Origin of the sequence: Gimesia benthica (assembly GCF_009720525.1) — a bacterium.
Lineage (GTDB): Bacteria > Planctomycetota > Planctomycetia > Planctomycetales > Planctomycetaceae > Gimesia > Gimesia benthica.
This window is the reverse complement of the sequence record NZ_CP043930.1, coordinates 1128193-1153655: the sequence shown is the minus strand read 5'-3', so window position 1 is coordinate 1153655 and position 25463 is coordinate 1128193. Positions and strand designations below refer to the sequence as shown.

The 25463-nt window shown below is 50.5% G+C and carries 13 protein-coding genes and 3 pseudogenes; 4 read left to right on the top strand and 12 right to left on the bottom strand.

Features of this window, described 5'->3' with window-relative positions; translation table 11 throughout:
* Positions 1-62: 62 nt before the first annotated feature.
* Positions 63-1439: a Gfo/Idh/MocA family protein gene (locus F1728_RS04610; RefSeq protein WP_155363102.1), complete on the bottom strand. Its 1377-nt coding sequence runs from the start codon at positions 1437-1439 to the stop codon at positions 63-65.
* A gap of 232 nt (positions 1440-1671) precedes the next feature.
* Here F1728_RS04610 and F1728_RS31515 point away from each other — a divergent pair.
* A pseudogene (locus F1728_RS31515) lies at positions 1672-2231 on the top strand (transposase); the annotation flags it as partial.
* A gap of 441 nt (positions 2232-2672) precedes the next feature.
* Here F1728_RS31515 and F1728_RS04595 read toward each other — a convergent pair.
* The 3 genes from F1728_RS04595 to F1728_RS04580 form a co-directional block, all read right to left on the bottom strand.
* On the bottom strand, positions 2673-3806 hold the full coding sequence (locus F1728_RS04595) for a tetratricopeptide repeat protein (RefSeq protein WP_155363099.1): 1134 nt from the start codon (positions 3804-3806) through the stop codon (positions 2673-2675).
* 66 nt (positions 3807-3872) lie between these two features.
* On the bottom strand, positions 3873-7901 hold the full coding sequence (locus tag F1728_RS04590) for an RHS repeat-associated core domain-containing protein (RefSeq protein WP_155363098.1): 4029 nt from the start codon (positions 7899-7901) through the stop codon (positions 3873-3875).
* A gap of 140 nt (positions 7902-8041) precedes the next feature.
* Entirely contained in the window at positions 8042-10300 is a 2259-nt protein-coding gene (locus tag F1728_RS04580; RefSeq protein WP_155363097.1) for a DUF6531 domain-containing protein, read from the bottom strand.
* An 844-nt stretch (positions 10301-11144) separates the two neighbouring features.
* Here F1728_RS04580 and F1728_RS04575 point away from each other — a divergent pair.
* Positions 11145-17693, top strand: coding sequence for an alpha/beta fold hydrolase (locus F1728_RS04575; RefSeq protein ID WP_155363096.1), 6549 nt, complete (start codon positions 11145-11147; stop codon positions 17691-17693).
* 449 nt (positions 17694-18142) lie between these two features.
* On the opposite strand, the gene F1728_RS04570 is transcribed toward F1728_RS04575, so the two are convergent.
* The 5 genes and pseudogenes from F1728_RS04570 to F1728_RS04560 all read right to left on the bottom strand — a co-directional run bounded on the left by F1728_RS04570 (position 18143) and on the right by F1728_RS04560 (position 21376).
* Positions 18143-19180 carry a PDZ domain-containing protein gene (locus F1728_RS04570; protein ID WP_155363095.1) on the bottom strand — a complete coding sequence of 346 codons (1038 nt, stop codon included), beginning with the start codon at positions 19178-19180 and terminating at the stop codon, positions 18143-18145.
* A gap of 375 nt (positions 19181-19555) precedes the next feature.
* Positions 19556-19864, bottom strand: a pseudogene (locus F1728_RS32480) (6-aminohexanoate hydrolase); the annotation flags it as partial.
* Positions 19812-20114, bottom strand: coding sequence for a hypothetical protein (locus tag F1728_RS04565; protein ID WP_155363094.1), 303 nt, complete (start codon positions 20112-20114; stop codon positions 19812-19814). The gene F1728_RS04565 and the pseudogene F1728_RS32480, both read right to left, overlap by 53 nt.
* Positions 20115-20441: 327 nt before the next feature.
* Complete coding sequence (locus F1728_RS32080; protein WP_261344508.1) at positions 20442-20576, bottom strand: hypothetical protein; 135 nt, start codon at positions 20574-20576, stop codon at positions 20442-20444.
* A gap of 296 nt (positions 20577-20872) precedes the next feature.
* A complete protein-coding gene (locus F1728_RS04560) occupies positions 20873-21376 on the bottom strand; it encodes a hypothetical protein (RefSeq protein WP_155363093.1) in 504 nt (167 codons plus the stop codon).
* A 153-nt stretch (positions 21377-21529) separates the two neighbouring features.
* Between F1728_RS04560 and F1728_RS04555 the strand changes: the two are divergent.
* Positions 21530-21667 (top strand): annotated as a pseudogene (locus tag F1728_RS04555) (integrase core domain-containing protein); the annotation flags it as partial.
* Between the two features lie 288 nt (positions 21668-21955).
* Here the strand turns inward: F1728_RS04555 and F1728_RS04550 are convergent.
* The 3 genes from F1728_RS04550 to F1728_RS04545 form a co-directional block, all read right to left on the bottom strand.
* On the bottom strand, positions 21956-22711 hold the full coding sequence (locus F1728_RS04550; protein ID WP_155363091.1) for a ferredoxin reductase domain-containing protein: 756 nt from the start codon (positions 22709-22711) through the stop codon (positions 21956-21958).
* 252 nt (positions 22712-22963) lie between these two features.
* Complete coding sequence (locus F1728_RS32075) at positions 22964-23098, bottom strand: hypothetical protein (RefSeq protein WP_261344507.1); 135 nt, start codon at positions 23096-23098, stop codon at positions 22964-22966.
* A 253-nt stretch (positions 23099-23351) separates the two neighbouring features.
* Entirely contained in the window at positions 23352-24479 is a 1128-nt protein-coding gene (locus tag F1728_RS04545) for a hypothetical protein (protein ID WP_155363090.1), read from the bottom strand.
* 205 nt (positions 24480-24684) lie between these two features.
* Between F1728_RS04545 and F1728_RS04540 the strand changes: the two genes are divergently transcribed.
* The gene (locus F1728_RS04540) at positions 24685-25359 is read left to right on the top strand and encodes a metallophosphoesterase (protein ID WP_155363089.1); all 675 of its coding nucleotides are present in this window, start codon (positions 24685-24687) and stop codon (positions 25357-25359) included.
* The last annotated feature ends 104 nt before the right edge of the window (positions 25360-25463 follow it).

The window sequence follows — 25463 nt, the reverse complement described above, 5'->3', positions numbered from 1 at the left end:
GAAATACACGAACCCACAAATATATCTGATCGAAAGCCTCTACTGGGAACACGGTCTCCGTTTCAGATTTTCCAGGGCTCGCGATAGGGGCGTTGCAGCATCCGGTTGGCTTCGTCATCACCGATGAACTGTTCTTTCTCCGGGTCCCACTTTAGTTTTCGTTTCAGCCGCATGGCGATGTTACCCAGGTGACAAATACTGGCGGTAGAATGTCCGACCTCAACGGGTTCGATGGGTTCTTTCCGCGACTTGACGGAGTCAATGAAGTTCTGGTAATGATTCTCGCTGACGGGCAGGTGAATCTCATCAGCTGCGATCACCGTATTTTTGATGGCATCCGAGGATGCTTCCACCTCGCGCATATTGTTGACACTGAATTGAACCCAGCCATCGGTGCCCTCGATGCGGGCTCCGAACCCAGGTTCCTGTGTACGACAGATAAACTCAATCCCGTTGGCGTAGCGTGCGCGAAAGTCGGTTTTCATCGCGGTGGTGTATAGATGCCCTTTGGGCGGCCAAACGACCCCTGGTTGGTTCTCGAATTCCACCGGGCCAGTGCCGTCCATGTCCAGCGCCCACTGGATGATATCGGTTGAATGCGCACCGGTGTTGGTGACCTGTCCCCCTGAATAATCGAGGTGGAAACGGAAACGGTAGAAGCAGCGATCGCTGTGATAGGGGGCCAGCGGTGCGGGGCCTAACCACATGTTATAATCAAATCCAGCGGGTACCGGCATTTCCTGCCAACCTGGGCCCGGTCCTGCACCACTGCTATTAATAATAGAAACCACGCGTTTGACCTCGCCGATGCGACCATTGCGTACCAGTTCACACATGCGTCGCACAACTTTATTCGAGCGATACTGAGAGCCGGTCTGTAAAATACGATTGTGCTTGCGGACCGCTTTGATCATCTGCTGACCATCATGAACGGTGAGTGACATGGGTTTCTGGCAATAGACGTCTTTGCCAGCTTCACAGGCTTTTACAGTCGCCAACGCATGCCAATGATCGGGCAAAGTGATCATGACCGCATCGATGTCTTCGCGTGCCAGAACATCACGAAAGTCGCTGTAGGCATCACATCCCTTGTACTTCCCCGAACGCGTTTTTTGGGCATAGTACTCATTCACTTTTTTCTGAGCGGGATCGCGTCCCAGAAAATGCTCTTTACGAGCATATCCGCCACTGGCTTTGTTGACGTCGCAGACGGCAACCACCTGAGCATCAGCGAGCCGCAACATGCCGGGCAAGTCGGCACGACTCTGATTTCCACAACCAATCTGTGCGATGTTGACGCGGTTACTGGGGGCATTCGCACCAAAGACAGAATTGGGAACGATAGTCGGCACAATAAAAGCAGTACTGGCAGCTGCAATGAAATCACGTCGCGTCAGCTTGCTGTTCTTATTCTCAGGGGGGAGATTTTTATTTTGCATTTCGGAGCACTCTCTCAGAGATTGAGTTTGGAACCGGTCAAAGTATGGACTCTACAATAAATCGGTGTCTATCTTCACCATATCAATTTAGGCGTTGTTAATGCTATCAAAAGCTAGCCGATGCCGACTTATTTATCCAAGATTCCCGGTATGGATTTGACGTGCCCCCCTTAACCCCATCCAGAACTTGATATACTACTCAGGATTCTGGCCCAATTGAGGAGGAGGCAGCATGCCCACCAAACGTCATTCATCCGAACAGATCATTTCAAAACTCCGGGAAGCGGAGGTCCATCTCGCGCAGGGGATGACGATTCCCCTGATGTACAAGGGACTGGGGATCCACCAGCAGACGTACTACAAGTGGCGTCGTGAATATGGTGGTTTGCGGATGGATCAGGCCAAACGTCTGAAAGAGTTGGAAAAGGAAAATGCCCGACTCAAAAAACTGCTGGCAGAGTCGGAACTGGATAAAGCCATTTTGCGGGAAGCTGCCTCGGGAAACTACTGAGTCCGTCGAAACGGAGTAAGGCGGTGAATTTTGCAAGAGATTCCCTGGGACATGATCAAGTCTCGGAACGCCGGGCCTGTCGTGTTCTGGGATAATCCCGTTCCACGCAACGGAGGCAGCCTGTGGTTCCCTCAGATGAACCCCAGCTGGTTCGGGAGATCATTGATCTGGCGAGTCAGTACGGCCGTTATGGTTACCGTCGGGTGACAGAGTTACTGCGGCGAGGCTGGAAAGTGAATCACAAGCGAGTAGAACGGCTCTGGCGGCTGTTCGGGCTAAAATCCAAAAACCGGCGACGATCCTGCTTAGTGTCGGTCTTGAAAGACCCAGTCGTGGTCGATCTGTCGTCGGACGCCGTCTGATCCTGACAAGTCAAACATACAAGTCGTGTGACTGGTGTCATTCCTAGGGGCAGGTCAAATGTGTGAACCTGTTCTGTCGGCTGCTGGATGAAGCAGGCTGATCCAGGCTGATTCCACTGTCATGGGGAAGGTTTCTGCTCACGTCATTTTCAGGATCCGGGCTTGCAGATCATACGATTCAGCCTCCGTCAATCAACGCGGAGTTCTGTAAAAGAATGGTTCACTTCGAGGCGCGAGAACTCACGTAAAAAGGTTCGTAATGCTATCACACACTGCCAGGTTGAATTGCTCTCAAACTAAGACTCCGAGAGCCGGAATAAGAGAAATATACAGTCAAGTTAAATCGGGCCCGTGATGTGGTCAATCGATGATAGTTGATTTATAGGTGAGTTTTGCGATTTTTGAATCTAATTGAATGGCACGGCTTCTGTCTTCCTGTGCTGCTTTAGACAGGCCCTTTCTGAAATAAGCATATCCGCGTCCATAATAGGCAGACGCATACTGAGGATCGAGCTGGATTGCTTTATCAAAATCGACGATGGCTTTGTCGTACTCTTGCTTGTGGAACATCATATATGCGCGATTGAAATAGCCTTTGGCTTCCTTAGGCGCAAGGCGGATTGCCGTTGTAAAATCTTGTGCTGCATCGTCATATTCCCCCAGTTTGGAGTAGACCACTCCGCGCCTATTGTAGTAATCCGGATTATCAGGCTCCGCTTCCAGTAACTTATTGATCTTGTTGAAAGTACCCTCATGTTTTTTGATGAGTTCAGTATGCGCCATACCTCTGAGGGTATAGGCATAGAGATTGTTCGGGTTCAGACGGATTGACTCGCTGAAATGACTGACCGCTTTCCCGTATTCTTCCTGTTTCATATAAGTCTGTCCCTTGGCGATGTGCTGTTTCGCATGCTCCAGGGGCGTGAGGTAAAACCGCATCTGTTTCGCATATAATTTCTGATCGACTTTCTCGGTAAAAATTAATACGCCGGACGCATTTTCACAGCGGAATACCTGATAATCCTGGAAGATGTTCAGGCCGGCTAAGGGGTTTGGAATTAACGACTGATCAATCGATTCAACAGGAATCATTTTACCCAGTTTCAGAACCTTGACCAGATCGTCCGCGCGCGCTCGATCCGGAGGCGTGACATCAATCGTCTTTACAATCTGGTCCTCGGAGATCGTGACCAGGACTTTCTTCCAGATCCCCAGCTTATAATCCAACACTTTCTCTTTGTTGCTGCCCAGCGCTGGTTGGAAAAGTTGACCCTGGCCCCATTGCTTATTATTGAGCAGTTCTGTTTCGGTTGTCTCGCCGACCACGATTCCGTGAAATGCAACCCGGGGAGGGTCGGCTGCATTCAGAGCAGAAGCAGCCATACTCACGCTTGAAGTCAGGAGACACAAAACAAGTTGCAGGATCTTTGTTGAACTTAAATCATGATTCATTCCTAACCTCATCTCTCTTATCAGCGATCTTCTCTGCTTCAAGCATGCCGTGCAGTTGGAATATTGCTCAAGTATTTCCGATAGTTTATTGGCTCCTGTAGAGGAACTTTATCGGTCAAGAAAACCTCTCAGGAAGCGTTGTGCTTCATTTCGTAACTGATTCAATGTGGTTCCTTTCCAGTTGGCAGGCCCATCATAGATAAGTGAACCGGTTCTAATCACGGAACCGGCACGATCTGTGTAGCTCCATCCTGCACCGGGGGCCTTGAGATTTGACATGGAACCGACAAATCCGGGGAAATCAATGCCAAAGCCGATATCCGCCCCATTGACACCACCGGGGCGTGTAGGCGAAGTCCGATCATACGACAGCAAAATGGGGACATTAAAAGTAAAGCCATCAGCTGTTTTGACATTCACATTCTGATGGTACTTGCCGGGACGAAAGTATTGATACGGTTTTTCCGGCTCCGCGATTTTGTGTTTCTCAAAATCGCGGAGGACTTCTCCAGTGACCAGAAAAGCAATCTTCCCCGTCTTCTGGGTATTATTTGCCCAGGCATGCACGTTATAAACGGCGTAGAATGGTTTCAGTTCACTCTTTTCAGGAGGAGGAACTTTCCTGGTGGGTTGTGGTTGGGGAGGCTTGGTTTTAGGGGGGCGAACCGGTTTGGGTTTGGGCTTGATCATTGTCACTGGCCCCTCTGGCTGAGCAGGGGGCGTTTTTGTTTCAGAACCTTCACCATCACCGGGTTTGACGATGGTGACGGACCCTGCTGCCTTGGACAGATCCGCATCCATACTGCCACTGGTTCCACCGGGCTTGATCATGGTCACCGCACCCGCTGCCCCGGAGAGATCGGCATCGGCAGGTTTCCCCTTGGGGGGACTATTTGTCATCGTGGCTGTTGCCGATGCGATCTGGTCAGGGAGTCCGGCGCTGCGTGCCAGGCGTGCAATCGCGACCGCCAGCGCTGCTTTGGCCTGCACGACCTTATCATTTTCTGGTTCCACTGCAGCACAGCGACCGATCCCAGCCGCATCCAGTCCTCCTTCAGCCTGATTCAAATTATTAACCTGTGTGGATAGTTTAGCGACCTGTGCGGCTAAAGAGTTGACTGAGTTGAGGCGTGCCCGCAAACCATCCATGTCGGGTACGGTCACAATCGCATCCAGTCGTCTCAGCAGGTCCACAAACTTCTGCATGGCTTCAGGATAATCGGGGGGAAAGACGTTACGCAGCCGCATGATCTGGCCCCGTAATTCAGCGGATTGGGTCTGAAGTTGCAAGAAACTCTTCTCAGCCAGATTAACTTGGCTAGATGCTTGATTGTTTGCATCCTTAAACAGCTGAGCCTGCGAGGCAGCCTGGTTAGCTAATTGTTCTATTTGCTTCAGGGATTCAATAACCTGATTGGCATCAGCAATAACTTTTTTAAGCCTGTCATTATTGCTCTGAACCCGGTTCACGAGATCTGCAATCTCCTTAACCAGACTTTTGGCCTGATTGTAATCCGCCAGCGTACTTTTGGCCTGCGCATCAGTTTTCAGGTTTGCTGCCCGATCATCAGCCGCATCCAGGAGTTGCTCTACCTGTTTTGATTTATCGACTGCCAGATCCGTATCCCGGTGGATTACCTGCGAGAGCTCTCCGGTTCGCTTGCAAGCATCAGAGGCGTTTTGGTTCTGGCCATTGAGTTGTGCGATGGTTTCAAATCTCTGCTGGACAGTCTGGATTGCTGCCCGGGCTTTTTCCACTTCCTGCTCGGCTGTCTTGTAAGCGGTGAGTCCCGATTGCCTGTGAGCCGTTAAATCGTCAAGCTTCCGGTTGAGGGCCGTGATGACTCGCGACAGGTGTTCTGTATTAACGAGTCTTTGATTATCGAGGCGTTCATCGGCGGCGCGTGCCGGTCGATTCGCAATGGCATTGGTCAGACGTGTGGAGGCGGTATAGGCGCCGTGCACGCCGTGAACAACTGCGGCGGCACCGAGGCCAGCCGTGACCCAGGCCGGGGCAGATGCTGCGGCAACACCGACAGCTACCCCGATCACAAGCGAAGTTCCGGCTTTGATCGTCGCATCTCCAAGGCAGGTGCCCAGTGGATGGCCTTCCTCACGGCAGGCAATAAAATCGGTGCCGATGGTGATGGGATTCAGGACGGTCATTGCGCCGGAGATGCGCTGCCCCCAGGTCGGCGGTGGCTGACGTATCGTGGGGTACTGACCGGAGGCCTCCCCGACACGCGGCACTGTCGGGTATCGTTCGTAGATATTGGAAGCGATAGGCGGTCTGCCCGAAACATTTGGCGCACGAGGTGCGATTCGCGAACCCGGGAGGCGAGAGGCGGCTGGCACGCGAGGCGTAGCCTGTGCGGTCGGGATCCGGGGCAGGCTTGGGGGGCGAGGTGCCAGTGTTTGTCGCACCGGTTGCAGCTGACTGCTCGATTGAGAAGCAGTGGGTGGGCTGGACAGCGATGGACTGCTCGCAGGTGTATTTGGTAAGACACGAGAAAAGGGCACTTCATTCGGGTGTAAATTGACTGGTTGCGCGGTGCTGAAATCACTCGCGGCAGATACTGGTCCTGCAGTATCAACGGGCACGAGTCCTTCCGAAAGGCCCAGTGGGTCAGTGTAGCGGGTGGGCGCATTCAGGACATAAGCGAAGCGATTGAGGGACGCAGGACTTTCGATGGAGGGGGGATGCGGGTCCGCACTCAAAAAACGCCCCAGCTGCGGATCGTAATGCCGCGCTCGATAGTAATAGATCCCCAGGTCTGCATCATACTCCCGGGATGTGAAAGCAAACGGGTTTGGAACCTTAGTTACCTGTTGGTCCAGGTTCCCGAACGCATCCATTTCGTTTGTCCCAATGACTTTTCCTGTGGTGTCTGTCAGCCGGACAACACTTTGAAGTGCATCGGTCAGGTAGAAGTACTGATCCTGATCGTGAGTCATCATCAGGGGGCGGTCGATTCCCGGGCCGTGCAGATAGCTTGACCGGGATTTCAGGTCACCATCCAGCTCTGCGATCAGGTTGGTTCCGTCGGTAACGAAATAGGTCTTGCCTTTCGAGTCCTCCCGCCAGATACGTTCTCCCGTAGGCGCATAACCAAAGGCCACCTGCTTCCCATCGGGTAAGTCAACTTGCACCAGCCTGTTCTCGGAATCATAAGTATAGCGAGTCGTTCCGCGAGGACTTTTACGCTCAATCAGATTTCCATTGGCGTCGGTTTTAAAAGATTCCTGCCCGGCACTAAGCAGGTTGTCCCCCTGGTCGTATTCATATTCCGTCTGCTTTGAACCAGTGATCCGTTTGTCACGGTTACCGCCAGGCAGGTAGCTGTACTGAATGGTCGGCCCCTGGCTGGGTTCTTCTCTGGTGAGCTGGCCTGACTCGTCGTACCCGTAGCGGGTCTTACCCTTTTGGGTATCAATCGTCTGGACCAGCCTGCCGGCAGCATCGTATTCATAGCTCAGATCGGAAAGTATCTTGCCTGCTGGATCAGTGTGGGTGATTCGAGTGGGGCGATTCTCGGAGTTGTACTTCCAGCTCTGTTGGACCCCGTTGGGATAGGTGACGGATGTGGGGCGATTTCTGGTGTCATACGTAAAAGCAATCTGTTTGCCTTCATCCAGCTTGATCTCTGTCAGGCGTTGATGTGCATCGTATTCGTATTTGAATGTCTGCCCTCCCGACCTCGTAAATTCTTTCAGCAGTCCCGACCGATCGTACCGGTAGTTCAACTTCTGATGGATCGCGGGATACTCGATTTGACTGAGGTGCCCGTTGGCATCATAGGCATAATGCACGGGAAACTCACCATCATCGACACTCTCCAGGTTTCCATCAGTGCCGTACTGCCAGGTAATGACCTTGCCATCATGCAGCTTTTTTTGCAGCAATCGCCCGGCGCGATCGTAGGTGAAGGTGGTGGTCTGTCTTTTGGCATCGGTACGACGAATCAGGCGGCCAGCGTCGTCGTAACCCAGGACAGACTGTTTGCCCTGTGAATCAGTCAGCTTGGTGGGATTTCCCAGAGCGTCATATTCGTAATGCGTTTTACTCCCGCCGGGGTGATGGATCGTGGCCAGGTTTCCTGCCGGATCGTAGTCATAGCTGGCGGTATCTCCATTCATTTCAGTGACCTGGGCCAGTTTGCCTGTCGAGGTATACCTGAAGCGTTTAGAATCTCCGAAGGAGTTCGTGATCCCCAGCAGGTTCCCGGTCAGGTCATAGCGAAAACGTCTGGATGTGCCCGCTGTGTTTCTGGTCGCTATCAGCCGACTTTGCTTGTCGTAATCATAGTCCGTCCCCCCCCATTATCGTGGCGGCTGAGCAGATTCCCCAAGGCATCGTAGCGAAAAGAGCGTTCCAGACCACTGGCATAGTTTTCTCTGTTCACGCGGCCCAGCAGATCATACTCGTAATGAACGATCAATTTCTGGTTTTCCAGCCGGGCTGACAATTGTCCCTGATCATTGTATTGATAACTGATTTCCGTTCCGGTGGGGAGTATGACTTTCGCCAACTGCAGGTCGTCAGTGTACTCATATCGTGTTTGCCGGCCTCTGTGATCAGTCAAGGTCTGCAACTTGCCTTCTGCGTTATACTCGTAATGGGTGCTGAGCCCTGAGGGAGCAATGACCTTACTTGGTTGGCCTGATGCGGCGTATTCATAGCGCGTCACTCCACCTGCCGTATCTGTTGCCTGAGTCAACTGGCCTAACGCATCGTATTGCTGCTCAATCGCTTTACCCAGGGGATTGAGCGTTCTCTTCAGTTTGCCTGCAGCATTGTACTCGAACTGGTATGCCCTGTTACCGGGGGCAGTGATTTTTTTAAGCCGTCCGGTTGGTGTGTACTCGTACTGTGTGTTTCGCCCCTCTGAATCAGTGACGGTAATCTGTCGCCCTGCATAGTGGTAACGGGTTGTTGCCCCCATGGCGTCTGTCATGGAGGTCATCAGCCCGCCGGGCGCATATCGGTAGATGCGGGCGCCTCCCTCAGGCGCGATCTGGCTGACGAGATTGCCTCGCCCATCATAACGTCGGGTCGTGATTCCTCCGATGGGGCTCACTTCCCGCAGAATATTTCCCAAAGCGTCCCGTTCGTATTTCCAGGCATTCCCCTCCGCATCGGTGACAGAGGTTATCTGGCCACGGGCGTTGTAGTGAAAGGAAAGGTCCACCTTGCCGCACGACGCACAGGAATTCAAACTTTTGAGTTTACCGTCTGCATCGTATTCCAGTTGAACCTGGGAATGCTTTCCCTCACTCATGCTTAACAGTTTGTGTTGATCATCGTATTCAAACGACTTGTGGATTCTACCCGGACCGGATACCGCTGCTGGCACTCGACTCTCACCACGATAGCCGATCTGAACCGAGCCGACTTTCTCGTTCTCTACTCTGGTGGTGCGTCCCAGTTCATCATAGGTCAGTTTTACAACCTGGTTCGTCGGACCGATCGCCTGGGTGACACGACCATTTGAGTCGTACTCGAGTACCGTTTTATGCCCCAACCCATCTGTATATTCTTCCCGACGCTGATCAGGACTGGTGTGGATCGACGTGACCACGCCGTCTGCGTCAGTATGCTGTACTGTCCGGTTAGCATCGTCATACTCGAAACTTTCCTGGCTTCCATCGGACCAGCGACGTTTCAAGACCCGCTTCTTTTGATCGTATTCAAAGTGAATACTGCCAAATTGCTGGTGGTCGATACGGGAAAGCAGCCCCCCTGTGGCATAGGCGTATACGACATCAGGGCCATGATCTGCTTCTACTTTGCAAAGCTCACCTGACAAGTATTGATATCTGACTGAGAGACCACTCGAGTGTTGGACTTTTTCGAGTTGACCAGTCTCGTTTGAGATGAATTGAAGAAAAGTTCCATCAGGACCCTCCACACGCTCAAGAGTGCCGTCCGGCTTGTAAGTCAGAAAAAATGTATTTCCCTGGCTGGTGGTCCGTTCCAGGAGCCGTCCTTCCTCATCGAAAATCTCGTTTGCCCCATCGATCTTTTCCCGCAGTACGCGATCACCGATAAAAGTCAGCTGTTCGCCTGATGAACTATGATAGATCGACTCGCCAGCGTTCGATGTGAAATAGGTGATGCCAGTCGGTTCCACCAGGGACACCACTGAGCCGGCCTTAAGGAGCCGGGATTCCCAATTCAGTTTCCAGAGAGAGCCGAGCAGGCCAGGCCCTGTGCTTTCCCTTTGCAGCGAACGCTGGAGTTCGAGAGGACTCTTACCGCTCAGCGCACTGAGATCTGTCACCTGTAGATTCAGCCGGCCTGACTGTGGATTGATGACTCCTTGCGCATCGGCTGCGGAAAAAATCAGGATACCGGAAAGGGACGAATCACTGGCAACTGAAAGAGCATCAGTCGTTTCAGCAACGGGAGAATTATGCTTGTTCTTCGGACTGTCAGGCTGATTAGTTTCGCCATTCACGACGAGCTGACCGAGAGATGTAATCACCAAGACTGAAAGCAGCAGCAATGCGGTGACCAAAACTGTTTTGGATTTCATCAAGCCACCCTCCCCAATGTGGAAGCTGGACCGCGTATCCGAGCCAGGAAGCAGTCGGACAAGCGATCAAAATCAATGTGCCGAAAAACTTCTTCTATCCATCATAAATCGCTTTCAGAATGATGGCAATTAATAGTGGATAGAAACATCCATTAATTGTTGGCTTTTTAGTTGGCCTGATCTTAATTCGAGATCAGGTTCATCTGTGATTGAGAGGAATCTATACATCAGACCTGAATACTTCGTGTTTCAAAATGAACAGTAATCACGATGTCTTCAGCAGCTGAGTTGTATAAGCTTGTCACTGGTTACACCTGGAGCAGGCCAGCAGGAACACCCAGACAGATATCAATCCAATGTTGTGAATCAGATCTGGGAAGAGCTATTCTTTTTTATCCACGACTGCTTTCTGTCAGCCACTGAATTGGACTCAGATATGACATCTGCTTGCTCTTCACATTGCCCCCAAGAGCTGAATGGAAGAAAAGCAGTGAGCAGAAACTGGAAGTTTTAGGTAGAAGACCCTGTTAGGCCATCGGGAAAATCCCGGTGTGGCGCGATTTGCAGGTTACGAAAACCAGGATCGACTCTCTTTTCAACAGAACTGCGTGACTCACTGTCAGGAACTTATTGACAACCTGTATGTCCAATTTATAATCGCGAGTGTTGTTGTCGAGGAACGACAGCAGTTTTTTCATGCTATGAAAGCCTCTCACTTTTCTTGTGATGAGTTTCAATCCGCCACTGCCCGGTTTTTTGCAGTCAAATAACTGGCAATCATCTGGTGTGCGTCTCAAGTTTTATTAAGTGATTGATGCCATGCCCGCCTGGGGAGGACTAGCTGATGATTCCCTCTCGTTTATTGATTCACGCCTTGATTTGTTTCTCACTGTGCCTGCTGATTTCATTGGGGCACAGTTTTGCTGCAGACCCGCCACAGGAAAAACTGGCCATCGATCTGGGGCCGACCCAGTTTGTACTGGATAAAGTCCAGCTACGTGTAATTGATCCTGAAGAGGATCAGAAAAAACGGGATGCTGCAGGCAGTAGACGCACCCGCATCGTCCATACTCCCCAGGATGTGACACCCGGCGGAGACGGCACGAATTATACCGCCGAATTTGTTCGCAAGCTCTGGCCACGTCGAATCAAAAAACCACAAGGGGACTACAAAACCGTCAGGGTCCAGGTACACTATGAATTTCCGAAGGAGATGAAATTTGCCCATCTGGTCAAGCCAATTAACCAGGGCTCTTTTCCTCCGCTGATCGCAGCCCTGCTGAAACAGTCGGTCCGCTTTTCCACACGCTCGCGCATCATTGGAAACTATGAAAACCCGAACAGTCAGGGGTTTCCATTAGAAACCACACACCGGATCAGCGTTGGTACTCCCTGGACGCCCCGCGGACTGCGTCTGAGTGATCCGCAGCTGTTCCACCAGGATCCCCTGGTCGGCTTTGGACAGCAGGGAAAGCAGGAGACTTTTCAGGATGTCTCTTCTGCGGGACAACTGCAGTGGTTTCAGATGCTGGGAATCCCGCTGGCGGAATCCACCTCGCCGGTCAAGTATCGCAGTTCGCATACGTATTTCCAGAAATCCAAAGGCAAACCGGGAGGTGAAGACGGATTTACCCACACGCTCACGCTCCCCGCGAACAGTGGGTTGATCAACTCCATTCAGCCTCTGCCCCGGCGGAAAGAAACACCCTACTACATCACGGTCACGCTGCATATTGCCGATACAATTGGAGATGAGGGAGGGCCGATCCCCGGACGAATGGTCAATCAGTACGATCTGATTCTACGCTACCGTCAGGCCGAGATCGCGGCTGAACCGGTTGAGCTGACTCTGCTCGATGCGAATACGACTCTCAATTCAGAAGCGTCCGATCTGCAATTGCCCCTCAAGATCGAGCAGGGAGAGGGACTGGAAGGCGAAGCACTCCAGCAGGCGCGACAGAACCGGATCAATCAGGAAAAAGAAGATCTGGTCAAATGGGATCTGAAACGCAAGGGCACCGTTGCTGATGGGGTGAGTCTGCTGTTGCTCCGCGCCGAGTCCAATAAAGCGGGGACGGTCACATTTCGTTTACCGAATCAGCAGGCCGGTTCCCTAGATCATCTGGATGGTCTCCAGCTGAAACAGAAGTTCAAGAAACCCTCCGCCTCACTGGATCTGCAGAGTCTCGACGCAAAAACGGTCGAGTTTGAAGGGAAGCATTATGCCTTTGCGCTCTATGCGCCCCCGCGAGATTTCTCCGGTGTGTCTTCAGCGAAATCGACCCGCAGGACGCTCAATATCGGAGAGCGGGAGGTCCAGGTGGAACTGCGATCGATCCCGGTGGAAGTGGCGCTGCAAACTGCAGACTCGGGATCGTCAACGAACCCTGCCACAAAAGAATTTCCGATCCAGCTTGCCCGCCCACCGGTTGTGCTGGTGCATGGCACGTATGACAATCCAGAGAACTGCTGGCAGACCACAACCCGGCGCGGCCCTTCGCTGTTACGACGCTTAACCAATGCCGGTCTGGCAGTTTACATGGTCGATTTTGAAAAGAGTAACGGCCGGAAAGGAAGCGGCCCGAGCCGGTTTGAAGACAACAAAACCGTAGTCTGGGATAAAGCGCATAACGGGATCGAACAGGCACTGCTTGATTTCCGCTCCAGTCAATTAGAACTTGCCGCGACCCAGGCAGACGTCGTCGGCCATAGCCTGGGAGGCGTACTCCCCCGGGTGTATGCCTCGCCCCAGTACAACCCGGATTATAAGCGTCCGGCGAACTTCCAGCAGGGTGATATTCATCGGCTGCTCACAATTGCCTCCACGCACCATGGATCGGATATGCCGCGGGTGTTCCACGCCCTGCGGGCCATCAAAATCGGGGAGCAGGGGCTCTTCGACTGGCTTGCCTCGCGCGGGCTGTATGGTTTTGCCGACTGGAAAACGGGCTTGGATACCGGTGCCGCTCTGGACCAGATCCCGGGCTCGCGCGCGTTACAGAAAATCGGCCCGACCCCCATTCCGTCGCATGCGATTGGGCTGGTTGCGACGGCGCGGGATATGTACGACTTTGAAGCCAAATACCGCAATGAAGCGATTGCCGTCTGCGAGATCTTTTACGAACATCCCAATATGCTGGAAAAGGTGTTTACCCAGGTCCAGCAGAAAGAAGACGCGAACCGACTGCTGGATTACCTGCAGACCCTGGATTACCGGCGGAACAAAGGTTTCCTGGGCGGAAACATGAACGACGAACAGGTGCTGATGCTCCTGTTCCGGGCTGCGGTGTTTGGCAATACGCAAAATGACTGTACCGTCCGCCTGCAGAGTCAGCTGGGAACGTTGCGTCCAAAATATACGACCACCATCTGTAACGTCCTGCATGGCTATGCTCCCCGCTATCCCGAAGTGCAGAACCGGATCATTGAATTGTTGACCGGCTCGGCAGAGCAGTTCGATGATCGCGGTTTTCTGTCCGCAGGCCAGCCTTTGAGTAACGTGAAGCCGGGACAGTCCGGCAATATACCGCGGGACTGGACTGTCGTCAGCCGGAGTGAAGCGATTGCCCGCTCGAACGTTCTGCCGGAGCATGCCGAAATCCTGTCCCGGGTCGCACGCGAAACGGACCTGGTGATTCTGGTCCGCCCGGTCAACGAGCATGCCACCATGCGGATCCGACAGGGGGCCGCGACCAAAAACATGAAGATCAAGGGCAAAAGTTCGGACTGGGGACCTCATAAGGGATTCATCCCGGTCCTGCAGCGGTTCAGTAAGCTGGGGCGCAAGATCGGCGTGACCCCGGAGGAAATCAAGAAATATGATGACCAGGTCCAGTCCTGTATGGCCAACCGGGATGCGATCTCGGTCCCGCTGAAGTATGACGAGGCGCCTTATGACGGCAAACCGCTGATCGTTGTCAAATACAGGGAAGCGAATAACCCGGAACAGGTCGTGGTGGATCTCGGTGATGGCAGCTACTATGATCCGGAACATGATCAGAAACTGAATGCCAGCGATTATGCGGTGACCGAACAGGAATTCCTCGTGCTAGCAGACAGCACGGGCAACCCGTTAACGGCGGACTACGATCTGCTGGCAGTGGGAACGCCGCGGGGGCCTCCTGCAGAGCGTGCCCCTCCCACCAAACCCGTCTTCGAGCCGGGACAGAAACGCATCTTTGACGAGGAGCAGTACGGTGGTGTCTATCCCTGGCAAATTAATCTGATCAAGGAAATCAACGCAGCCATTCATTATTCCGGCGGCAACGTCGTCCACCATGGTCCTGAAAATCAATACGATGGCTCACCGGGTCTGGATTATCCCAACACGGCATTTCAGCCGGACGGCTCCATCATCCATATTCCCGAAGCACCGGGTGTCGATCCGTCCCGCTACCTTCGGCAATATTACCGCGAACAGTTCATCGCCGGTCACGTCATCGAAGTAAACCCGAGCTGGGGCTGGAAGTCGCTCGATGAAGTCAATAAAGGCTGCGACGTCAATGCCTCCCCGGTAGAACTGGATCCGATCCCCGAAGTGGCCAGCGTGACTCCGCAAACGCCGCCGGGCACTCCCACGACACCGCCGACAGAAGCCACGCCCGATGATCAGCAGTCTTTTTTCTTCCGCAATGCGGAGGCCGGCGCCACAACGGTCGCAGAACTGGAAGCGGATGAAAAATGGGGGAAACCGGCTGCACGCGAAAAACGGGACAACCAGACTGAAATTCTGCAGTACCAGGTACGCGGCTACAAACAGATTCAGGTCACGACGCGAAAGGGGGTGGTGCAGAGTATCGATGTCACGTTACCCGATGGCGTCTCACCCGATGCGGTGGCCCAAATCTTTAAACTGGGTGAACCCCGGGAAGGGGGGCTTTCTGAAGCGGCAAAGATCGGTATGACGGTTTCTTCCAAGTGGAAACCTCAGTTGTATCAGGCCGGGCGGGTCCTGCTGTTTATCGATGACACCGGTTCGCAGCCGGTAGCCCGTCTGATGCGGATGTATGCGGCCAGCGTGATTCCGGTTCCCGCCGAAACGGCTCCCCATTTGAAGGATAACCTGAAAGGGCAGGATACGCGAAGCAGGCGGATTATCAAAGAGGTCGTGGATCTGCTGACGCAAAAACATTATCATCCACACGAACTGGATGACGCGATCGCACGCCGTTGGATGCTGAACTACATCGAACAACTGGATCCTGTGAAACTCTTCTTTTATCAGTCTGATATCGATGAATTCCTAACTCGATCCAAACAAATCGATGACGAAGTCAAAGAGGGTAAGATTGACTTTGCCTACGAGGTTTTTCACAGGTATCTGGAGAGAAGAAGCCAGAATCTGAAAATCATCAGAGAGTACCTGGCGATGGAGCATGATTTTTCACAGAATGAAGAAATCATGCGTCACGATGAAGTTCCCTATCCGGAAAACGAACTGGAGGCTCGGGAGATCTGGCGGAAACGAGTGAAGCTGGAGTTGCTCAAACGCAAAGCCCGGGGAATGGGGCTGATCGAAGCCAAAGAGGGAGTTAAGCATCATGTCGAAAACCAGTTTCGGATCCAGGAGGGGATCGATGATGAACAGTTACTGGAGTCGGCTCTGACAGCACTGGCAAACGCTTATAATAGCGGGAGCCGCTATTTCTCAACCCAGTCCATGAGACAATATCAGGATAACTTGCGGCGGCGTTTGCAGGGGATCGGAGCTCGTCTCCAATTGGTGGACGGTACTATTGAAGTGATTGAAGTCCCAGCCGGTGGTCCCGCAGCTCGGTCAGGAAAGCTCCACCGTGGAGACCAGATCATTGGAGTCGCTGAAGAGAATGCAGATTTTAAAACCACATCGGGATTACGACTCGATAAAGTCGTAGGAATGATTCGAGGCCCTGAGGGCAGTCGAGTCCGTCTCAAGGTGGTCTCCAAACCTGTAAAAGCAGCCGAGCCCCGGATTATTGAACTCACACGCGAGAATGTGAAACTGTCCGGCCTGAGGAGTACCGTATTTATTGAACAGGCTCCCGGAGATAAGCACAAAACTCGGGTGGGCTTTGTGGCCGTTCCCGGCTTCTACATGACAGGTAAGGACGCCTCATCCCGGAGCAGTTTCAGTGATATGCAGAAGCTATTAGCCGATTTCCGGAAACAGGATGTCGACGTGCTTGTGCTGGATCTGCGAAATAACTCGGGGGGGCTGCTGAATGAATCCCTACGGTTTGCCAGTCTCTTCATTGGAAACCGACCAGTGACACAACTGAAAGACCAGGCTGGTGAAATCAAGAAATATAATGGCGGAAAACCAACACAGGTCTGGAAAGGTCCGTTGGTGGTACTGACTAGTAAGTACAGTGCGGGGGGAGCCGAAATTCTGACCGCCGCCATTCAGGATTACCAGCGTGGCCTGATCATCGGCGACAGTTCCACGTTTGGAAGTGTGATGGTTCAGGATTTTTTTGATATTGGGAAAAAGGTCTCTCAGGAAAAAGAGCCTCCGCAACTGGGCCGGTTACAGATAGCGACCCGGGTCTTTTTTCGGCCTGGGGGAAAGCGTCTGCATGTGGATGGCGTCAAGACTGACCTGTGGATACCTTCGTTTACCGAGTATGCGAAAACCTTTGATGAATTGAACCGGGAATCATTTCAGGTTGAATCGATGGATGCGACTCCGGTTTCCCAGTATGAACTGGTTAGCTCTGATATCATCCGAGAATTGTTGAGTCACTCGAAACAACGCCGCACTGACTCGCTGGAATTTCGAAAGTACCTTGCAGAGGTCAAACGTTATGGTCAGCAGATCAAGCGGAAAACCACCCCGCTGAATGAGTTGGCCTTCCTGGCACAGCAGGAGCAGCAGGTTACGCCCAAACGCATCTCCTGGGATGACCAGGAACGCTTTGAGAGGGATGCATATCTGGATGAAATTCTGGCGATCTCCGCGGAATACGCGGGGATGCTGGATTGGTATTCGCAGACTCAAGCAGGGTTGGCGATGTTGAAGGAAGGAAAATTTTCAAACGCAGTAAAAATCTTTACTGCTGCTTTGGATAAGAAGCCCGGATATCACGAGGCGTTATCGGGGCGTTCGGATGCGTATGCATCCCTGGGGAACTGGGAAGAGGCATTGAAGGACAAATCTTCCTTAGAGCCTGATTGGCTGATTGCGGTGGCCGTAAAGGCAACGGAAATCAAAGCCAAGTCGGAGACCATTGCGAAAATTGCAAAAGGAGAAATGATCAGGGTGGTCCAGTCCAATAACAAGTGGCTCTGGGTAGAGAAGCTGAAGTTCCCTTACCCACGGGGCTGGATTTTGAAAGAGGAAGTTATTTCAGTCTATCAGGCTGATAAGGACGATAAGTCAAAAACACCGCCTCCTGCACCAGTTCCTCTACCTTAGATTTTGTACTGCTGTCAATTGCAGTGTTCAGGCATTTTTGCTCGAGTACTCTTGACAGAGGGGGCATGCAGTTTTTTGGCCTGAGAATTAATTCTGAGAGCCCCGGTTAATTTGATACTTGGATTGAGAAAGCAGACGCTTAATCATGATCTGGTCTTATGGTTCGGATCGTTCTGGTCGCAGATAAGGGGCAAGGTCAATACCGTAGCCTGTGACTCCCCAGAGGCTGCTGCCATCATTGAGTCTCATCTTCATCGTTGGACACGGTGTGCCACCTTTGATTAGACGTACAGCCACTTGTACGTAGCCTGAAGTTCTATCAGAACTCACAAGTTCTACCTTGATTTCAGATTTTGGCTGCTTCATTGAACCTGAGAGTCAGAGATTGACACTCATTCCAACTTAATGATTGATGACCTGAGTACGATTGAAACATCAAACCCCCATACCTATTGGGGAATCACTTTAATTGCTCTGTCTTTGCCGTATCTTTGGACCTTCAGAACGACCTCTTTTCCAAGTTCACATTCAGAGAATGAATTTAGAGCATCTTTGGCACTTTTTGCCTTTTTATCTCCAATGGCCACGATAACATCATTTTTTCTAATTCCTGCTTTCTGTGCCGCACTACCATCCACAACCTGTTGAGCTATGATTCTTGTTCCAACCTGTTTTAAAGCAATTCCGAATGAAGGAGGAATTTTGGCTGTGATTTCAATTTTTTTAACGGCAATAGGAAGATCTCCGAAATAACCAATTCCAAGCATTGCGTTGTTTTTGACCGCTTCTGGATCTACCTTGAAATGATAGTCTCTTAGTTCTGCTTTCTGATGGTTCACTTTAAGAAGAGAATTCAGTTGCTTGCTGTTTGCGGATCGTGAGATAACTCGAATATCACCGACAGATGCACTTTTCTCAGGTGTTTTGGATCCATGTAAGGATGTTGCTATTAAATTCCCACCCGGTGATGCGGTTAATTGAAACATACCTTCTGAATGCCCAAGCAAATCTATCCTTACAGTAAATGGAGGACGAAGCATTCTAGGAAGAGGGAGATTAACCCTTTTGTTATTGGCTGGAGTCAGGACCAGTACACCTTCGTCTTCATCAATACTGATTGACTGACCTAGCTGTTTTTTTGCTTGATCATTGAGAAATGAAGGAAACAGTTGAGTTGCATCTTTGATCGTTGCAAAATCATAAATTACATTAAGGCGGCCATCATCTAGCTTATTTACCTTGGCGTCACCAAATGCTTCAAGCTTGATTTCTTCACCTTTGACTTTTTCATCTCGCTTATGGGCTTCTTCAGTGTCGCGACTATCTACTTTAAGTGTGCAGTTACCATCCTCCCCAACCGATAACTGAAGAGATGTAATATTCGGCAGATCGCCCTCAGCATGTAACTCGATAACTGGCATTAGGGAAAACAGTACTAAGGTCAACAGGATGAATAATTTCGTCGGTGATGGAGTCTCGTTTGTCATCTGACAGATCTCTCTTAGAGTAAGTGACTGGTGACATTGATATAGTGCGGGAGTTCATACAATATCGCAAAGGAAAAAAGACTGAATATAATGTATATGAAAATGATATTTGAGGCAAAATATTTTAGTTAAGAATGACAGGTAGTCAGAAAGTGGCATACTGTTTTTACTGTCGTTGTTTTAGCAGGCTGGATTGTTGAAGATATTCCCATTGAAAGTATCGAACGTCGAGAAACGCGGCCCTGCAATTCCAAATCTTTCGGTCGTTTTCGTCCGTGGGGGCAGGTCATTGCTTGCCTGTTGGAGCGGAGTGGAAGCGGGCGAGCAGAACGGATTGGCTTCTGGTACCGAGGCTCTGTAAATGAAACCAGCGGGCTATTTATTGATAGACAGGAGATACTCAGCAACAGCCTGGTAGCTGGGAAGGCTGGTGGGATCGATGTGAGCATTTTTCGCTTTAGGGTGAGAGGCCAAGCGAACAATTACCATCTCTGCGGTAGGATCGACATAGATGGTTTGGCCATGCACCCCACGCGCAGCGAATGCACCATGCTCATTGTGCAAGACCCACCACATACCTCGATAGCTCTCCCCGGGCATTGTTGGATAGCCCGCTTTTTCAAATGCTTTATTATCGCCCCCTCTGCGAATACTCTTGACGAACTCGGCCGGAGACAGCCGATCCTTTGGCTATGGCCCTGGCCAGATCCAGGGTGAATTCATTCCAGAGCGGCTCCTGCTCTGTCGCGGCCCCCTCGATCTCTTCCCAGAGTTGTCGCAGCAGTCCATCCCGTCTCTCGGCTTCGCGGCGGTCTGATCCCAGGCGGAATTTATGCTGTATTTTTCGACCGCTGTCATTCCGTTTCCAGCCCAGCTGGCGAACGTATTGTCCCTGTCGATCCGGCTTGTTCAGGCGGCCCGTTCTGGTGGCCATTTTGCCCCTCCTTTGTCCCAAAATTTTATTGGAGTCTCTGTCCGATAAGCAAGAATAGGGGCGAAATCGGACCCCGAAAAGCCCCTTATCGGACATTTAATCGGACTATTTATCGGACTTTTACCCAAATAGGGGGTGTTGGGACAGCAGTTGTGGGACGGCGGGAATTAGTAAGCGCAATAAAAATGGCCACTTACCAGTTTCGGTAAGTGGCCATTGAGTGGAGGCGGCGGGTTTCCAGAATGGAAGTCGTAAATACCTGAAAACAAGTGGTTTATGGAGAGTGCGTTTTTCTAATTGGACCCGGGATTGGACCATTTTGGACGCCTAATTGGACCTCTTCTGGGATGTGATTTTTTCGCTTTCGTTGAGGTTGGGAATCGTCACCCCCCGGGCGAGATGGACTTCCGCTTCCCGGAGTTTCGAAGTGGTCTGTTCGTATGAATGATGCTTGGTGAACATGCTCGTCTCCTCAATTAGTCCAGAATTCTGATTAGTATATCAAGTTCTGGATCCGGTTAACTGGGCAAGGTCATGTTTCTCGCCGGCCCAACCTGCACAGCACACCAGACAGGCCATCATGACGTTGGTGAGATCGGTGAATTTATCATTTGATGATCTCTTCCAGAAATTTGACACATCGAGTATCGGACAAAGAAAGTCACGATACGAATTCTCAATGGACTATTCAATTCAAAATAACCCGGCAGAATATTCTTCCCATCCCTTAGCCAGCCACTTTGAGGAAATGCGAATGATCAATCCGTTTCCGGATTCAGTTCACTTTCAATTTTAGTGTCATGATAGACGCTCCAATATGACCAAATCCCAACGTACAAACAAATCGAAAACGCCGTACAGAACGCACTTGTTGGTCCAAACATCATCCCAAAAGGTGTCGTCAAACCTGCAGCGATAGTGGGGTTCAGAACAATGCGGATCGCAAATATGCCAGCACCAAATGCGAGAATCGGTAATGCAAAAATAGAAGCATAATACCTTCGCACTACCAGACAGTACACGGAGGTTGCGAAACCAAACAGTAGACTAAATATGAATCCACCAGTCAGAGCATATGGGACATAATATTCATAGAGATGGTCTATCACCGTCACTGTGAATTGAAGATCCTCTGTTTTTTTAAATAGCAGATAAGTGAACGGAGACAAAAGTGCGGCCACAATGCCGACAGGGACGCTGAGAGATGTACTTACGAAGAGGTCAACCCAGATTTCCTTACGACGAAAAATTGAGCCGGACATGTCTCTTCTTCTCTCCTAAGATAATTCCAAGCACTTATAGTCGTGTTTGAATTTAAGTGATAATGATTCTAATAAATATTACAAAATCGGTCAAAAAAATAATGAGACCAATTTCCTGGTGCGGCAGTCAATTGAGTGCATCCACACATTGATCGACTGAGACAGGAATGTCTGAACCAGCACTGGTTCCTATCACTGGAAGCTGCCCAGAAAAAACGGGATTCCTGGCGTAAGGATTACAGCGGGCGACGTCCCCACAGTGTATTGGGCAACAGGACGCCTCTGGGGTTTGCGAAGTTTTCAGACCAGGCATGCCTGGTCTGAAAACCCTTGTTCACTCACATTCCAACAGGTACAGAGTTGGGGCCAGATCAATGCTGACACTGAAGAAGGAACGTAATCTTAAATGTCCAGTCGCGGAATAAAATTATTGGCGAAGAAATCACAATTCATACGGCAGCGGAATCGTTCCAACAATGCGTGAAGAACAGTTTCCAAAGCTTAATAGTTTGCAAAGCTAAAGGGAAATATTCGGCATTATGGGCTAGAGACGGAACCTATCTACTGGGCACGGCCCAATCATTCTTTACCTTCAAAGACCAAAGCTTCGGGATCAGCCCCCAGACTTTTCAAAATCTCTTGAATGTCTTCCACCATCGCGGGAGGACCGCAAACATAGAAATTCTGTGAGAAATCGTCTACGCGATGTTCGAGCCACTCCCGATCAATGCGGCCCGACTCATAGTCCGGGTGTGTCTCCTGAGTCAGCGTGCAAACTGCGGACCGACCGAGCATGCGAAACAAGTCTCCTTGTAGAAACACGTCATTCTTCGTTTTATTGGAGAAAAACAATCGATTTCCTTCGATCTGCTCCTGCTGTTCCAGAGACCGGAAGATTGCAATGAACGGCGTCAGTCCAGCTCCGCCGGCGATAAAGATTCCCGGACCCCGGTAAGTAATCGTTCCCCATGCATCTCCGAAAATCACACGGTCTCCGACTTCGACATCACGTCCTAAGTGCTCTGTCATACCATCGTGCTGGGGATTTTCTTCCGTCTTATAGGATTTGATAATGAATTCCAGCCTGGGATTGCTGGGTAGACTCGTCATTGTGAACGGTCGCTTATCTTCACGCCACCCCTCTTCGTCAATTGCTAATTCAACGGCCTGTCCGGGCTGGAACGTAAATCCTTCCGGTTTTTCGACGATGTATCGACTGACATTGTTCGCCAGTTTTTCCCGATGAAGAACTCGCCCGCGGTACTTTCCGTAGTCTTGCCAGTCAGCTGTACCACTCTCGGGAGAATTGGAATCTTGTGAAGATGATTGATTCATGTTGTCTTTCTGCAAAAAGTTCGTCGCAAGGAAAGGTCGATTGATAATCTTCCGTCCTCGTGTTGTAAAATCGCGGAAATGACATCAATGTTTTGAGGGCAAAATAGCCCCTGACTCGGTCTCTTCACCGTGGCGAGTGCACGGAAAAAGAGTAATGAAATCATTTAGATTACCATCTGATCAGTTTATCGAAACCTGTTTGAAAACTCAATCACTGACCTCGGTGAGGAAAATGGGTTTGCATTGGGGACATCAATAAGTACGACCGTGTACCATCCCCGAGGTAGCTTCCCACAAAATGGCTTTATCCGGTTCCGACTCTGCCAGCAGCTTCTTGAGACGGGCATTTTCCTTCTCCAGCTCTTTCAGACGTTTCGCCTGGTCCATCCGTAAAGCACCTTATTCACGACGCAACTTATAGTAAGTCTACTGGTGGATTCCCATTTTTTTGCACATCAGGGGAATCATCATTCCTTGGGCAGAATGGACTTCGGCTTCCCGGAGCTTCGAAATAATCTGTTCGGATGAATGACGCTTGGTGGGCATGATCGCCTCCTCTTCAATCGGTCCAGATTCCTGATTAGTATATCAAGATCTGGATGCGGTTAAGGGGGCAAAATCATGAGCGTTATGAATGTATTTATCCGTTTTCGAACCATTCTGGAAATTCAATCCTAAACTTATCCATTCGCTCTCGCTTGTCGGTGATATCGGGGTTCCATTCAGGATGAATTCGTGGTGAACCGACATGAGGATCCCAGCCCCCCCGAGAACCATGAAAAACGTGTTTACAGCCTTCGATTGGGCAAGGAAATTGTCTTTCTGATGAGTTATATTTCTGACGTTTTTTAGGGGAAGGTTCTTTTTGACCCTCTGGTGACAGACCAAGCATCCATCCTTCCATGTTCTGAACAACGTCCTGTTTGGGGACCGCGAATGGGATTAGCTGATCCTTAAACCATCTACCTAAAACAACTGCTGTCGAGAACATGTCAAACTCATCTTCCGAAGAGGCGGCATGCATCCAGACTTTATGATCTACTTTTAAATAGTCCTTATTCGACTTTCGAAAATTATCCAGTGCATGGACAACAGCAATAGGATTGCGTTTTGAAATGACTTTTCCATACAAGTCTTGTTGACATAGCCGGGGGTAACATTCAGCAACCACGATTGAGGCCCCAGAAAGATCCTCGAATGGCCAGACTCGTAATTGATTTTTAAACTGTGTCCTCAATGGAATAAGCACCTCAATCCAAAATTGCAATGCAGCTCGCCCAACCTGTTTTGATGAATTATCGACTGGATATATACTATTTCCATTGGAAATATGATCGCACTTGCGTTTTCCTGCCCATTCACCGATTTCCGCACCGCGGGGAACACTTACGAACGGCATCAGTGGCGATCTTTTCTCTGGCCCATTTGCGATCAATACTTCTCTCCAGTCCCTATTCTGACAACGTTCTCCAAAGTTTTCTAACAAGTTTATAAATGACGGAGTTTCTAAGTGCTGGAATACATCGCATGGATTATCTGGGATACCGATTGGTAGGTCGGCCGCAATCAATATTTTCTTATCATTCGAGATAGCTTTTTGGGCCTCAGTCTTAAAGAAATCGAAGACTGAACATTCTGTTTTCCACAACGCCCTTTTTACAGACTGATTATCAATTGAAAATTCATAAATTGGCGTTTTCTGGCGGGCCACTCTCTGATTCCGGCTACCACTTCCATCTATGCAAAAAATGGTGTTTATCTTGGTCATATGCATTCTTTTCCTCTTCATGACGAGAAAGACAGTCGTCGATTTAAATCAATCAAGTATGGTAGTGTAGTCAGATTAAAAGCGGATTCCTGGGCTGTTGCTCTTAAAATGCCAAGGTAATATCTCGATCGAACCCACCTTTGCATAAAACTCTTTGCTATAATGCTTGCTACGGAAGAGGGCACTGATTACAGAAAGAGATTATGTGGCTGAGGAAAATTCGAAAGTCTCCGTGCGGCTGATCGCGATTGGCGATATTCACGGGCACAGTTTAGCGTTGCAGGCATTGCTGAATCATATTTCACCTGGAAAAGGCGATGTCATTGTAACCTTAGGGGACTATATCAATCGCGGTCCTGACAGTCGAGGCGTTCTGGAAACTCTCCTGGGGCTTCAGGAACAGTGTCATTTGATTCCGATCCTGGGAAACCATGAAGAAATGATGCTGGACAGTCGCGACGATCGTCATGCAGAACAACGGTGGCGGTTTCACGGAGGAGAGGCCACGATACAATCCTACGGCGGCAATTCTGGAATCGAACAGATTCCTCAGACTCATTGGGACTTTCTTTCTCAGTGCCGTTCGTATTATGAAACGGAGGATTTCATATTCACTCATGCGAATTATTGCTGGTACTCTGCACTCAATGATCAACCTTCTTCGCTACTCCGCTGGCTCTCCCTCGAAGAATCTACCCCACGACCACACGTCAGCGGCAAAACCGTAATCTTGGGACACACGCCTGGCTCGGTTCGGGATGAGGGGTTTTACCGATGCATCGACACAGGGTGTGGCTTTGAAGGCATCCTTACTGCAATGGATGTTGAATCAAAAAGAGTCTGGCAGGTTACAGAGACAGGTGAAATCCTGGAAGCATGAATTCGCGATCATTGGTAATTTTATGGATATGACCCACCTTTGTCATAAGTGCGTAATAAGATGGAAATCATGACTGGTCCCTTATTTTCTCAGAACATGTCAAT

Coding starts and splice junctions, on each gene's coding strand:
- F1728_RS04610 (WP_155363102.1), bottom strand. CDS start 1,439: ATGCAAAATAAAAATCTCCCCCCTGAGAATAAGAACAGCAAGCTGACG.
- F1728_RS04590 (WP_155363098.1), bottom strand. CDS start 7,901: ATGAATGGAGATACCGCCAGCTATGACTACGATCCGGCAGGAAACCTG.
- F1728_RS04580 (WP_155363097.1), bottom strand. CDS start 10,300: ATGAAATCCAAAACAGTTTTGGTCACCGCATTGCTGCTGCTTTCAGTC.
- F1728_RS04575 (WP_155363096.1), top strand. CDS start 11,145: ATGATTCCCTCTCGTTTATTGATTCACGCCTTGATTTGTTTCTCACTG.
- F1728_RS04570 (WP_155363095.1), bottom strand. CDS start 19,180: ATGACAAACGAGACTCCATCACCGACGAAATTATTCATCCTGTTGACC.
- F1728_RS04565 (WP_155363094.1), bottom strand. CDS start 20,114: ATGGCCACCAGAACGGGCCGCCTGAACAAGCCGGATCGACAGGGACAA.
- F1728_RS32080 (WP_261344508.1), bottom strand. CDS start 20,576: ATGTTCACCAAGCATCATTCATACGAACAGACCACTTCGAAACTCCGG.
- F1728_RS04560 (WP_155363093.1), bottom strand. CDS start 21,376: ATGTCCGGCTCAATTTTTCGTCGTAAGGAAATCTGGGTTGACCTCTTC.
- F1728_RS04550 (WP_155363091.1), bottom strand. CDS start 22,711: ATGAATCAATCATCTTCACAAGATTCCAATTCTCCCGAGAGTGGTACA.
- F1728_RS32075 (WP_261344507.1), bottom strand. CDS start 23,098: ATGGACCAGGCGAAACGTCTGAAAGAGCTGGAGAAGGAAAATGCCCGT.
- F1728_RS04545 (WP_155363090.1), bottom strand. CDS start 24,479: ATGACCAAGATAAACACCATTTTTTGCATAGATGGAAGTGGTAGCCGG.